At 69.1% G+C, this 12586-nt stretch carries 14 protein-coding genes; 5 read left to right on the top strand and 9 right to left on the bottom strand.

What is annotated here, in order from left to right:
• Positions 1 to 40 precede the first annotated feature (40 nt).
• From QM732_RS01525 to uraH, 6 genes are all read right to left on the bottom strand, one after another.
• Positions 41 to 880, bottom strand: a complete 840-nt coding sequence (locus tag QM732_RS01525; RefSeq protein WP_415654455.1) for an HDOD domain-containing protein — start codon at positions 878 to 880, stop codon at positions 41 to 43.
• 74 nt (positions 881 to 954) lie between these two features.
• Positions 955 to 2250 (bottom strand): glycerate kinase type-2 family protein, encoded by a 1296-nt coding sequence (locus QM732_RS01520; RefSeq protein ID WP_415654454.1) that lies wholly within the window; start codon positions 2248 to 2250, stop codon positions 955 to 957.
• The gene (locus QM732_RS01515; protein ID WP_415654453.1) at positions 2247 to 3425 is read right to left on the bottom strand and encodes a urate hydroxylase PuuD; all 1179 of its coding nucleotides are present in this window, start codon (positions 3423 to 3425) and stop codon (positions 2247 to 2249) included. The genes QM732_RS01520 and QM732_RS01515 overlap by 4 nt, the downstream gene beginning before the upstream one ends.
• A 105-nt stretch (positions 3426 to 3530) precedes the next feature.
• Positions 3531 to 4301, bottom strand: coding sequence for a xanthine dehydrogenase accessory protein XdhC (gene xdhC, locus QM732_RS01510; RefSeq protein WP_415654452.1), 771 nt, complete (start codon positions 4299 to 4301; stop codon positions 3531 to 3533).
• The gene (locus QM732_RS01505) at positions 4294 to 4506 is read right to left on the bottom strand and encodes a hypothetical protein (RefSeq protein ID WP_415654451.1); all 213 of its coding nucleotides are present in this window, start codon (positions 4504 to 4506) and stop codon (positions 4294 to 4296) included. The genes xdhC and QM732_RS01505 overlap by 8 nt, the downstream gene beginning before the upstream one ends.
• On the bottom strand, positions 4496 to 4849 hold the full coding sequence (uraH, locus tag QM732_RS01500) for a hydroxyisourate hydrolase (RefSeq protein ID WP_415654450.1): 354 nt from the start codon (positions 4847 to 4849) through the stop codon (positions 4496 to 4498). Before uraH ends, QM732_RS01505 begins: the two co-directional genes overlap by 11 nt.
• Before the next feature lie 49 nt (positions 4850 to 4898).
• On the opposite strand from uraH, the gene puuE reads away from it, so the two are divergent.
• The 4 genes from puuE to QM732_RS01480 are packed head-to-tail and all read left to right on the top strand — an operon-like array spanning position 4899 to position 9271.
• Positions 4899 to 5855, top strand: a complete 957-nt coding sequence (gene puuE, locus QM732_RS01495; protein ID WP_415654449.1) for an allantoinase PuuE — start codon at positions 4899 to 4901, stop codon at positions 5853 to 5855.
• Positions 5852 to 7609 (top strand): 2-oxo-4-hydroxy-4-carboxy-5-ureidoimidazoline decarboxylase, encoded by a 1758-nt coding sequence (gene uraD, locus QM732_RS01490; RefSeq protein WP_415654448.1) that lies wholly within the window; start codon positions 5852 to 5854, stop codon positions 7607 to 7609. Before puuE ends, uraD begins: the two co-directional genes overlap by 4 nt.
• Before the next feature lie 10 nt (positions 7610 to 7619).
• Positions 7620 to 8048, top strand: coding sequence for a hypothetical protein (locus QM732_RS01485; protein ID WP_415654447.1), 429 nt, complete (start codon positions 7620 to 7622; stop codon positions 8046 to 8048).
• 5 nt (positions 8049 to 8053) lie between these two features.
• Positions 8054 to 9271 carry an ArgE/DapE family deacylase gene (locus QM732_RS01480; RefSeq protein WP_415654446.1) on the top strand — a complete coding sequence of 406 codons (1218 nt, stop codon included), beginning with the start codon at positions 8054 to 8056 and terminating at the stop codon, positions 9269 to 9271.
• Here the strand turns inward: QM732_RS01480 and QM732_RS01475 are convergent.
• The 3 genes from QM732_RS01475 to QM732_RS01465 are packed head-to-tail and all read right to left on the bottom strand — an operon-like array spanning position 9268 to position 11995.
• On the bottom strand, positions 9268 to 10557 hold the full coding sequence (locus QM732_RS01475) for a hypothetical protein (protein ID WP_415654445.1): 1290 nt from the start codon (positions 10555 to 10557) through the stop codon (positions 9268 to 9270). The two genes, QM732_RS01480 and QM732_RS01475, sit on opposite strands and share 4 nt — an antisense overlap.
• Positions 10557 to 11357, bottom strand: coding sequence for a hypothetical protein (locus QM732_RS01470; RefSeq protein WP_415654444.1), 801 nt, complete (start codon positions 11355 to 11357; stop codon positions 10557 to 10559). The genes QM732_RS01475 and QM732_RS01470 overlap by 1 nt, the downstream gene beginning before the upstream one ends.
• A 5-nt stretch (positions 11358 to 11362) precedes the next feature.
• Positions 11363 to 11995 carry a hypothetical protein gene (locus QM732_RS01465; RefSeq protein WP_415654443.1) on the bottom strand — a complete coding sequence of 211 codons (633 nt, stop codon included), beginning with the start codon at positions 11993 to 11995 and terminating at the stop codon, positions 11363 to 11365.
• 168 nt (positions 11996 to 12163) lie between these two features.
• Between QM732_RS01465 and QM732_RS01460 the strand changes: the two genes are divergently transcribed.
• Positions 12164 to 12550, top strand: coding sequence for a DUF2946 family protein (locus QM732_RS01460; RefSeq protein WP_415654442.1), 387 nt, complete (start codon positions 12164 to 12166; stop codon positions 12548 to 12550).
• The last annotated feature ends 36 nt before the right edge of the window (positions 12551 to 12586 follow it).

Raw genomic sequence — 12586 nt, 5'->3', positions numbered from 1 at the left:
GTCTTGTGCCCCGATTGTGGGGCTGCCGGGGTGGCTGCGCTCAATGGAGCATCTGCTCCACCTCGGCCGCCGGGTCGCCAGTAGCGGCGACCCGCGCGGCCAGCAGCTCCAGGTCCAGGTGCAGGTGTTCGATCAGCTCGGACACGGCGACCTTCAGCGCATGCACCGGCTCGTCGTGGTGCTCGGCCGCATCGGCTAGCACCTCGGCCACGTGCAGCACGGCGGCAATCAAAGAGAAGGGGCGTACCTCCAGCGGCGCGTTGGCGTCCCGGAAGGCATCCACCAGCGCCCGCGGGAATTGCCAGTGCACGGCCAGCGAGGCGGTCACGTCGGCATGCGTACAGCCGAAGCGGTGCTCCTCCAGCGAGAAGCGGCTGCCGGGCTCGGCGGCATGGGCCTCGACGTCACCCACCAGGTGCGGCTCGTCGATGGCCATCAGCAGTTGGCCGGTACGCAGCATCAGCCCGGCGAGGTAGGCGGTGTCGGCGGTGGCCGCGTCGCTGCCCAACATGCGGGCGAGAATGCGCGCGTAGTTGGCCGTGGCCACGCTGTGACGCCAGAAACGGGTGCGGTCCAGGCCCTGTACTTGTGGGAAGGCGCCGCTCAGGCAGGCCGCCATGGCCAGATTGCGCAAGGTCTCCAGACCCAGCGCATGGGCGGCGTCGACGACGGTGGCAATCTGGTGCGAGGGGCTGTAGTGGGCCGAGTTCGCCAGCCGCAGCACCCGGGCGGTGAGCGTCGAGTCCTTCTCGATCAGCGCCGCGATCTGGCCCAGGCCGACGTTGTCGTCGTCGAAGCTCTTGAGCAGCCGCGAGGCCACCTCGGGCATGGTCGGCAAGGCGCTGTGCCTGACGAAGAAACGCTCGGCGGCTGCAGTCATCGCGGACTCCTTCGGACGCTGGGGCAAACCAGTCTAGGACGAAGGCCTGTGCAGCGCCACGGGCTTTGCCGGCCCTAAACGATCAGCAATGCACGGAAGTCATTGACGTTGGTGAAGCTCGGGCCAGGCACCAGCAGGTCGCCCAGCGGCTCGAAGAAGCTGGCGCTGTCGTGCGCGTCGAGCAAGGCCTGAGGATTCAGCCCCAGCGCGCGGGCGCGGCCCAGGCTGGTGGGCGTCAGTAACGCACCGGCATGCGGGCCGACACCGTCGATGCCGTCGGTATCCGCCGCCAGCGCATAGACGCCCGGCTCGCATTGCAGGGCGAGCGCGCAGCCGAGCAGGAACTCGGTGGCACGCCCCCCCTTGCCGGCAGGCCTGCCGGCATCGACGGTCACCGTCGTCTCGCCGCCCGACAGGATGACACAGGGCTTGGCAAAGGGCTGGCCGTGCCGCGCGACGGCACGGGCCAGCGCCGCGTGCACGCCGCCGACGACACGCGACTCACCCTCGATCTCGTCGCTGAGGATGTAGGCAGCGAAGCCCTCGGCACGCGCAGCATCGGCCGCAGCCGCCAGGCTCATCTGCGGCGTCGACAGCATGATCAGCCCATGCCCGGCCAGCCGTGGATCCCCGGGCTTGGGCGTCTCGAAGGCCCCCGATTCCAGGCCCGCGCGGGCAGCAGGTGGTAGATCGATCCGGTAGCGGCGGCAGATCGCCAGCGCGTCGGCGCAGGTGGTGGCGTCGGCCACCGTGGGGCCGGAAGCGATGACTGCGGGGTCGTCGCCGGGCACGTCGCTGATGGTCAGCGTCAGCACGCGCGCCGGCGCGCAGGCCGCGGCCAGGCGGCCGCCCTTGATGGCGGACAGGTGCTTGCGCACGCAGTTCATCTCGCCAATGGCGGCGCCGCTGTTCAGCAGCGCCCGGTTGACGGCCTGCTTGTCGGAAAGCAGCAGGCCCGGCGCCGGCAGGCTCATCAGGGCCGACCCGCCCCCGGAGATCAGGCAGATAACGAGGTCGTCGGCCGTGAGGCCCTTGGTCAGTGCAAGCAGCTTCTCGCTGGCGGCCAGGCCGCTGGCATCCGGCACAGGGTGGGCGGCCTCGACGACCTCCAGCCGCCGCGGCTTGAAGCCCGGCGGCACATGGCCGTAGCGTGTGATGACCAGGCCCGAAAGCGGCGCCTCGGCCGGCCAGGCGGCCTCCAGCGCCTGGGCCATCGACCCACCGGCCTTGCCGGCACCAAGCACCAGGGTGCGGCCTTTCTTCGGGTCTGGCGGTGGCGGCAGATGGGCGGCCAGCACCTGCCCCGGCAGTGCGCTCGCCACCGCCACGTCGTAGAGCCGGCGCAGGAAACCGCGGGGATCCGGGCTCATGGCTGCCGTGCCCACCGCCCAACCAGGGCGCGCTCTTCGTCCGTCATGGCCGTCGCGTTGTTCAGCGGCATCGCGCGCTGCACGACGACCTGTTGGTAGATCTGTGCCTTGTGGGCGACCAGTGCCTCGGCGCTGTCCAGGCGCACACCCTTCTGCGCTGCCTCGCCCATGTGGCACGCCAGGCAGCGCTGGCCGGCGATGGCCTGCACCTGCTCCAGCGTGGCGGGCGCGGCTGACTCGGCCTGCGGCCTGGGCGCCATCCAGACGACCAGCCCGGCCAACAGCGCCAGCGCCAGCGCGACGGCGCCCCAGCTGTTCACGCCCTTGTGGCGCTTCACGAAGAACACGCGGATGGCCACGCCCGCGGCCATCAGCACGCACAGCACGATCCAGTTCTGCGCATGCTGGTGCAGCATGCCGTAGTGATTGCTCAGCATGGCAATCAGCACCGGCAGGCCAAAGTAGGTGTTGTGCACGCTGCGCTGCTTGCCGCGCTGGCCGTAGATGGGGTCGGGCCTCTGGCCGGCGCGCATCTGCGCGATGACCTTCTTCTGGCCGGGGATGATCCAGTGCGCGACGTTGGCGGTCATCATGGTCGCCAGCGTCGCGCCGACGATGAGGAAGGCCGCGCGGCCGGGGAAGAGCTGGCAGGCCAGCCAGCTCGCGGCGACGACGAAGACCGCCACCGCAGCCAGCACGCGACCGTCATTCCCGACGCCACCGCCGGCCGTGCGCCCCAGCCCGTGGCAGGCGGCCTCGTAAACCACCGTGCCCATGACAAGGAAGCCGAGTGCCGCCGCCACCGCCTGCCACGGCGCCCCCCAGCCGAACACGCGGGGGTCGATGAGCATCTGGCTCGCGTTGAAGAGATAGAGCACGACGAAGAGGGCGAAGCCGCTCATCCACGTCCAATAACTCTCCCAGTAGAACCAGTGCAGGTCTTGCGGCAGGTTGGACGGTGCCACCATGTACTTCTGCGGGTTGTAGAAGCCCCCGCCATGCACCGCCCACAGCTCGCCGTCGACACCCTTGGCCTTGAGGTCGTCGGCCGTCGGCTTGACGAGATGGTTGTCAAGCCAGACGAAGTAGAAGGACGCGCCGATCCAGGCGATGACGGTGATGACGTGCAGCCAGCGCAGTAGCAGGTTGGCCCAGTCGAGCAGGTAGATGTCCATGAAGCGGTGGTGATCTCGATGGCCCCACCACGGCGGGTGCTGTGGGGCCTAAGGGTCGCGTCCGCGGGCTGAAGAGGCCCGACACCGCTGCGACAGGGCGCGAGTTTATTGAGGAAGTGCCAGGATCTGTGCCAGCACCGCCACCGCGATGACCGCGGGTTGCTTGCCCGCGACGCCTGGCACGCCGATGGGGCAGACCACCTGCGCCCGCTCGGCCTCGGTGAATCCGCGCGCCTGCAGCCGCTGGCGAAAACTCGCCCACTTGGTGCGACTGCCGATCATGCCGATGAAAGCCAGGTCCTTGCGCTGCCGCTGCCGCTTGAGGCAAGCGGCCACGAGGTCAAAGTCTTCGGCATGGTTGTGGCTCATGATGAGCACAGCCGAGCCGGCCGCCAGCTCGTCCACCGCATCGGCAGCCGGCTCGCAGACCTCCTGGCGCCAGCCGGGCGCGGGCGGCTCGGCGGGAAATTGGCCGTCCCGACTGTCTATCCAGTGCAGGGCCAGCGGCAGGTCGCGCGCGATGCGGGCGATGGCCACGCCGACATGGCCGGCGCCGAACACGGCCAGCGGCCGCAGCGGCGGCCGGGGCAGGCGAGTCGCCAGGCCTTCGGCGTTCTCGACACGCTCAAAGCACAGCCAGACGACGCCGCCACAGCATTGGCCGAGGCTCGCCCCCAGGGGATAGCGCACCTCCGCCGCCAGCTCGCCGCCGTCCAGCGCCGTTCGGGCGCGGGCAATGGCATCGAACTCCAGGTGGCCGCCGCCCACGGTACCGCTGATGCCCTCTGCCGTCACCGTCATCCAGGCACCCACCTCGCGCGGCACGCTGCCACTGGTGCGCCCCACGGTGACGAGGATGCAGGCGGAGTCAGCCACGCCCGGTCCTCCTGTTCGTGCGCAGCCGCTTGAGCCGCAAGAACACGCCCAGTCCCAGCGCGGTCAGCACACCCGCCAGAAGGAACTTGCCCATCGCAACGGCCACGCCGGCGCTGCCCCACGCGCCGATGCTGGCCAGTCCTTCAATGACGACCAGGCCGCCATCACCCAGGCGGTCCAGTCGTGACGACTTGTCAGCTGCCACGGTAGGTCGAATAGGCCCACGGCGACGCGAGCAGCGGCACGTGGTAGTGCGACGCCTCGTCGGCGATGCCGAAGTCCAGCGGCACCTCGTCAAGGAAGGCAGGCTCAGGCAGCTTCTCGCCACGAGCGCGGAAGTACGCCGCCACCTCGAAAACCAGCCGATAGCGTCCGGCCGTGAAAGCCACGCCTTCAAGAACCGGGCCTTCGGCACGGCCATCCCCATTCAGGTGCAGGCTGCGCAGCCACTTCGGGCCTTCCGCCTCAAGACGGTAAAGGCGGACGGCCATGCCGGCTGCGGGGCAGCCGTTGGCGGTATCGAGCACATGTGTTGTCAGTTTGCCCATCGGGATTCCGTTCTCCGTCGCTGGATGCGGCTTGATGCAAAGTGTAGGGATGAGCACAGCACGCTATCCCCGCGACCTGATCGGCTACGGCGAAAACCCACCCCACGCGCAATGGCCCGGCGGCGCCAGGGTGGCGGTCCAGTTCGTGCTGAACTACGAAGAGGGCGGCGAGAACTCGGTGCTGCACGGCGACGCCGGCAGCGAGCAGTTCCTGTCGGAAATGTTCAACCCGGCCAGCTATGCGGCGCGGCACCTGAGCATGGAAGGCATCTATGAGTACGGCTCGCGCGTGGGCGTGTGGCGGCTCTTGAAGGAGTTCGAGAAGCGCGCGTTGCCGCTGACCGTCTTTGGCGTGGGCATGGCGCTGGAGCGCTGCCCGGACGTGACCCAGGCCTTCGTCGAGCTCGACCATGAGATCGCGTCGCACGGCTGGCGCTGGATCCACTACCAGGCCATGGAAGAGGACACTGAGCGGGCCCACCTGGCCCAGGCCATGGCCAGCCTGAAGCGCCTGACACTGGGCCGCGACCCGCATGGCCTGGGCTGGTATACCGGCCGCGACAGCCCCAACACGCGCCGCCTGGTAGCCGACTTCGGCGGCTTCGAGTACGACAGCGACTACTACGGCGACGACCTGCCGTTCTGGCTCCAGGTGCGCAAGACCAACGGCGAGCTGGCGCCTCATCTCGTCGTGCCCTACACGCTGGACTGCAACGACATGCGCTTCGCGCTGCCACAGGGCTTCAGCCACGGCGAGCCGTTCTTCGAGTACCTGAGGGACACGTTCGATGTGTTGTACGCCGAAGGTGCCGAGAGCCCGAAGATGATGAGCATCGGCATGCACTGCCGCCTCCTTGGCCGCCCAGGCCGCATGCGCGCGCTGCAGAAGTTCCTCGACTACCTTGAGGGCCACGACCACGTGTGGGTCTGTCGCCGGCTGGACATCGCAAGGCACTGGAAGACCGTTCACCCCTTTGACGCCAGGACGGCCTTCGTCTGGGAATGATGACACTCGAGAAACTCAATAGCGCCGGCACTGCCGACTTCGTCGCCCTGCTGGACGGCACCTACGAACACTCGCCGTGGATCGCCGAACGCGCCGCGACGGCCCGGCCCTTCGCGACGCTGGCCGCGCTGAAGGTCGCCCTGGCCCGCGTGGTGCGCGAAGCCAGCGTCGAAGAGCAGCTGGGCCTGATCCGCGCCCACCCTGAGCTAGCCGGCAAGGCTGCCGTCGCTGGCGAGCTGACGGCTGAGTCGACGAACGAGCAGCAGAAGGCAGGGCTGACCGCCTGCACGCCCGAGGAGTTTGCGAAGCTGCAGCAGCTCAACGCCGACTACAACGCGCGTTTTGGCTTTCCGTTCATCCTGGCCGTACGCGGCCCGCGCGGCACCGGCTTCACACGCCAGCAAATCATCGCGACCTTCGAGCGCCGGCTGCGCGCCCACCCTGACCTGGAGCGCGCCGAATGCCTGCGCCAGATCCACCGCATCGCCGAGATCCGCCTCAACGACAAGTTCGGCGCGAAGCCTGCCCTGGGCGAGCAGTTGTGGGACTGGGCCCGGGATCTGGCCGTGCACAGCGACACCGACGACTTCCTGGCCTGCACCTACGCCACGCCTGCGCACACGGCCGTCGCCAAGCAGTTGATGGCCTGGATGCACGAATGCGGCTTCGACGAAGTCAGCCGCGATGCAGTGGGCAATGTCGTCGGCGTCTACAACGGCTCGACGGAGAAGCGGCTGTTGACCGGCAGCCACTTCGACACCGTACGCCGAGCCGGTCGCTTCGACGGTCGGCTCGGCATCTTCGTACCCATGCTGGTGGTGCGCGAACTGCACCGCGCCGGCAAGCGCCTGCCATTCGGGCTGGAGGTCATAGGATTCTCGGAAGAGGAGTGCCAGCGCTTCCCTGCCGACTTCCTCGCGTCCAGCGCCGTCGTCGGCGCGTTCGACGCCGACTGGCTAGGCCGCACGGACGCAGCCGGTATCACGCTGCGCGACGCAATGCGGGCCGCCGGTCTGTCCGGCACGGTGGAGTCCATCACCGCGCTGAAGCGCGACCCGTCGCGCTATCTCGGCTTCGTCGAAGTGCACATCGAGCAAGGTCCGGTGCTGGACGGCCTGGACCTGCCGTTGGGCATCGTCACAAGCATCAACGGCTCGCGCCGCTACACCGGCGAGATCACCGGCCTGGCCAGCCACGCCGGCACCACACCCATGGACCAGCGCCGTGATGCGGCCGCAGGCGCGGCCGAGCTGATTTTGTTCGTCGAGCAGCGCGCTGCCGCCGTGCCCGACGTCGTCGGCACGGTAGGCATGCTGGAAGTGCCGTCTGGCTCCACCAACGTCATCCCTGGCCGCTGCCACTTCAGCCTGGATCTGCGGGCCACGACCGACACGGCGCGCGATGCGCTGGACGCCGACGTGCGCGCCAGGCTGGCAGAGATCTGCGAGCGCCGCGGCCTCAGCTTCACGCTAAGGCCAACGCTGGCAGCCAACGCCGCGCCAAGCGACCCGACCTGGCAGTCCCGCTGGGAAGCTGCCGTCACCGCACTGGGCTTGCCGCTGCACCGACTTCCGTCGGGCGCGGGCCACGACGCCATGAAGATCCATGAGCTGCTGCCGCAGGCCATGCTGTTCGTGCGTGGCGGCAACGGCGGCATCAGCCACAACCCGCTGGAATCGGTCACGGCGGATGACGCGGAGTTGGCAGTGCAGGCGTTTGACCAACTGGTTGAACTCCTGGCCGCTCGGCCATAGGCCCCGGCAAATGAACAGCTGCGTCGTCTACCAGCACGTCAAACCCAACGCAGGACTGCCTGATTGGCGCGCTGAAAGGCCCTTCCGGTGCGTCACCATCGTTCACGAGGATGTTCGGCCGGACTGGCGGGAAGCAGTCGGCCGATGGCTGGTCGACTCTGGATGCTTGTACGCGATGGCCTGGGGGGCTGGATGCAGCCACTGGGAGAACGCAGTCGACGAAGCCAATTTGAGGAACTTCGACTACGGAGAGATTCCCCAAGACCGATTCGTGATGACAACCTGTCACGAGGATGAACCCCTGAGCAAGGCCTTCTGGTTCGCCAGGGAAGTCGCCTGGCACCCCGCCGTGGAGTTGCACGGCATCCTGCTGCTGCACATCGCGCCCGGTGCGTCTGAAGTGGAAATGCTCGCGTCGTTCGCGAACGCCAAAGATTGAAGAATATGAGCCCTCTGAATCAAACCGTTGAAGCCCGCCTGGCCGAACAGATCGAGTTCCTCCAGGCCCTCGTCCGCGTCCCCACGGACACCCCCCCCGGCAACAACGCGCCGCATGCAGAGCGCACTGCCGAGCTGCTGGCGGCGCTAGGCTTCGAGGTCGAGAAGCACGCCGTACCCGTCGCCGACGTGCAGGCCGCCGGCATGCAGTCCATTACGAACCTGATCGTTCGCCATCGCTTCGACGACGGCGGCCCGACCATTGCGTTGAACGCACATGGCGACGTGGTACCGCCAGGCGAGGGCTGGACGCATGACCCCTACGGCGCCGAGATCGTGGACGGCAAGCTCTACGGCCGTGCGGCGGCCGTCAGCAAGAGCGACTTCGCGACCTACACCTTCGCACTACTGGCGTTGAAGCACTCGGGCCTGCCACTCAGGGGCGCGGTCGAGCTGCACTTCACCTACGACGAGGAATTTGGCGGTGAGCTGGGCCCGGGCTGGTTGCTGAAGCAAGGCCTGACGAAGCCCGACTACCTGATCGCCGCCGGCTTCAGCTATCAGGTCGTCACGGCCCACAACGGCTGCCTGCAGATGGAGGTGACGCTGCACGGCCTGGCCTCCCATGCGGCCTACCCCAGCACCGGCATCGATGCGCTGCAGGCCGCCAACAAGCTGCTGACGGCCCTCTACGCCCACAACGAAGTTCTGAAGACGCGCCGCTCAGAGGTGCCAGGCATCACGCATCCCTATCTGAACGTCGGCCGTATCGAAGGCGGCAGCAATACCAACGTCGTGCCAGGCAAGGTCGTTATCAAGCTGGACCGCCGCATGATCCCGGAGGAGGACCCGGCGGTCGTCGAAGCCGAGGTGCTCGCCCTGATCGAGAACGCGGTCGCGCAAAGCTCCGGCATCAGGCTCGACGTCAAGCGCCTGCTGCTCGCGAACTCGATGAGGCCCCTGCCCGGCGCAGCTCCGCTGGTGGCCGCGCTGCAAAAGCATGGACAGGCGGTGTTTGGCGAAGAGATTCCAACCTCGGGTACGCCGCTGTACACCGATGTGCGCCTCTACACCGCCCACGGCATCCCGGCCGCCATCTACGGTGCCGGGCCGCGCACGGTGCTGGAGAGCAATGCCAAGCGGGCCGACGAGCACTTGGTACTGGACGACCTGAAGCGCGCCACCCAGGTGGTTGCGCGCGCGCTGGCCGAGTTGCTGACCTAGCCCCCCAGGAGCTGCCGCCGCAAGGCCAACTGCTCCGGCGTGAACGGGCTCCAGTCGGGCCGCTGCGCGTACAGGCCGTAGAGCACCTGAAGGTTGCCGCGCACGAGCGGGTCGCCCGGGTCCAGCGCCAGTACGGCGAGCAGTTCATCGGCCAGCGCCTTGGCGGATTTCGCATCCAGCGGCTTGCCGGCCGCAGCCATGACGGCAGCGCTCTGGCGAGCGGCTGCGCTGCCGGGCAGGCGGTCGGCGGCTCGCGCGAACTGCTGGCCGGCAGCCTCGCGCAGCTCGCCGGCCCAGGCCAGTTGGCCGCGCAGGCCGGCAGCCACCCCCCAGGCGGCGGGCGCCTGGTCTGCCGGCACGGCACGCTCGTAGCGCGCCAGCGCTGCCAGCGCTGCGTCAGCCATGGCCGGACGCTGCGCCACCGGGACGCTGCCTGCGCGAAGCCTCAACCAGCCGGCCACGCCTTCGGCAAAGTCGAGTTCGGGCAGCCAGCGCGACAGCGACCATTCCGGTGTTTCATCGCCGGTGCGCGCCCGCACCCAGCCGGCCGGCAGGCCCGGCCGCATCGGCGCCAGCCTCAGCCAATCGCCACGCGCCTCGGCGACCCAGTAGGGGAAGCTCTCGCGTGTGGAGCTGCCGATCTCCACGCCCGGCGCTGCCAGGTCGGGTGTGGAGCGTACGCGCAGCGCCGCGCGAAAGGCCGTGTCGATGCGAGCCAGGTCGGACAACAGGATGCGCCGCGGCGCGAACGACAGCGCCTGCGCGGGCAAGGCGACCTTGAGCTCCAGCCTCGCGTCACCGACCTGCAGGGGCACGGCCAGCACCTCGGGCTCCAGGCCATCGCGACCCTGACGGCCGAAGCGCAGATAGCTCTGCAAGAACAGCTCGCCGTCCTGCTCGAACAACCGCCCCCACAACACCACCACGCCCTGGCCCGGCTTGAGCCGGCCGCTGGCCACGCCGTAGCGGCTGACGCGAGCCAGCACCTGATCCACGTCGCACACCTGCTGGGGCTCGGCCACCAGGTCCACCACGCCTATGGAGCCGAACTTCAGCATGCCCATCAGCAACTGCAGATGGGCCAGCGCCGAAAGCTGGCGGCTGGCCGCCTGCAGCGTCGGCGGCCCCGACTGCGCCCGCCACGGCAGCACCAGTGCATTGACTGCTGCGCCGCCAAAGACAACCGGGTCGGAGCAGGGCCGTATGTCCATGGCCAGCAGTCGCTGCGGCAGCAGGATGAACAGCAGTGCCAGCACGGCCAGCAAGGGGTGGACGGCGCGGCGCATCATTCGGCTCCTGCGCAAGGCTGGGCCGGCTGCTGCAGCCGCAGCAGGCCGGTGCGCGCATAGGCCGGGTCGGCCAGGGCCTCGCGCAGCACGCGACCGGCACTGCTGCCGACGAACTCGCGCAGTGCCGCCAAGTCGGCCTTGCCGCGCCCGGTCAACGGCCGCTTCAGCATGGCGCCGAGCAGGCCGCTGGCGCGGCAGAGGTTGGCGTGGGCCGGCTCGTAGGCACGTTCACGCATCAGCTTCAGGCCCAGCGCAGTGGCGACGAACGCGTCCAGGTCCAGCGGGCGGGACACGAGCTGCACGGCATCCTGGGTGGGCGCGGCTCCGGCCTCCGGATAGCGCAGGCGTTGCAGCCCGTTCGGCAAGCCCTGCACAGCGTCGCGCCGGTCCGCAGCAAAGCGCAGCGGCACCAGCAGATAGTTGATCTGCGCGCTGAGCGTCGGCGGCGTGCCGTCGCGCTCCACGGCGCCCCAGATCTCCAGCAGCACGCGCTGGTCGTTCAGTTGCTCGACGACCTCGGGGCTGAACTCGCTGCCGTCCATGGCCGGCGCCCGCCTGGGGCAGGCCCTGAACACCACGGGCGTCGCACCAGGGTTGATCCAGCGCTCGTCGCGCGTCTGGTCCAGCTCGAACTGGAGCTTGTTCAAGAAACGCTCGACGGCGGCGCGGTCCGGCAGCGCGTCGCCGCTGGGCTCGCTGAGCAGCACAGTGAAGCTGTTGGCCGCGGGCGGGCAGTTGACGACGCTGGCCCGAGCCGCGGCGCAGCCCAGCAACAACGCCAGCAGGATGGTCTTCATGACGCTCACTCCAGGTTGGCAATGGCCTCGTCCACGGCCTGCTTGAGCAGCGGATAGGCCTCGGCCGGTGCCCCGATATCGCCGCCGATGCAGCGCTTCAGGGCCTCGGGTCTGCCTGCCACGGCGGCGTCGACGAGGTCACGGTAGCGCCGCAGTTGCGGCAGCGCCTTGGTGCAGCCGTTGTCGCCGATCAACCCGACCAGCGTGCGGTGGGCTCCGATGTCGTAGTGCTGGTTGCGCTTGAGCAGCAGCGGCGGCAGCAGCCGGCACAAGGTCTGGGGCTCGCGCACGGCGAGGGCCTCCAGGCCGCGCGTCGCGGCGACCGCGTGCAAGTCGGTACGGCGCAACTCCATCAGCAAGGCTGGCAGCGCCGGCTCCCCGAAGGAGGCCAGCACCACGGCGGCGTTCTTCAGCTTGCCGAGATCCTCCTCCTCGGTGAGCTTTTGCACCAGCGCCTGCATCTCCTTGGTGTAGCTCAGGTCGAGCTGGCGCTGCTTGATGGCCAGGTCCACCGAATCCTTGATCCAGAAGCCCAGCACCAGCACCACGACGCTGGCCAGCAGCTTGGGCGCCTCGGCACCCATCCAGGCAAGCAGGCGGCCGAGCGCAGGCTTGGGCGGCGCGGCAGAGTTGTCCATCGATGCAGTGTCTGCTTCGGAGTCATCGACGCACAACCTCAAAAGAGCCATCTGGTTGCGCCGCGACTCCGGGAAGGCCGGGACCCAGGGCAACGATGGCCGCCGTGCTGCACAATGCCGCCCGGCCGGCCCTCCATTGCCGGCCCGCCGCCCGACCTCCTGCCCGCCATGACGCCCCGCTCACGCCGCCACCCCCGCGCCTTCGTCGCGTGGCTGCTGGCCGTGTTCCTGCTTGGCGTCTTGTCACCTGGCATCAGCGCAGCCCTGGCACACGCGCGAGGCGACTTCTCGGCCTGGCAGGACGTCTGCCGCGCACCGACCGCCACGAACGCCGCCAAGCCCCAGCCCCTCGAAGCGGCGCTGGACCTGCTGGCCAAGGGCCATTGCCCGGCCTGCCATATCGGTTCGGCCGACCTCGCCGGCCCACCGGCCGCGCCGCTACTGGTGCTGCGTGGCGAACTGGTGCAGCAAGCCCCAGAGCGCTTCTGGACCGCGCCGGTCACGGCCCACGCCTGGCGCCCGGCCAGCGCACGCGCCCCCCCCGGGCGGATCTGAGTCCCCTGCCCCTCCGGCCCCTCGGCCGGAACCCGT

This window comes from Roseateles sp. (genome assembly GCF_047654805.1).
In the GTDB taxonomy this organism is placed as follows: domain Bacteria; phylum Pseudomonadota; class Gammaproteobacteria; order Burkholderiales; family Burkholderiaceae_C; genus Pelomonas.
This window is presented reverse-complemented; position numbering and strand designations above follow the sequence as displayed.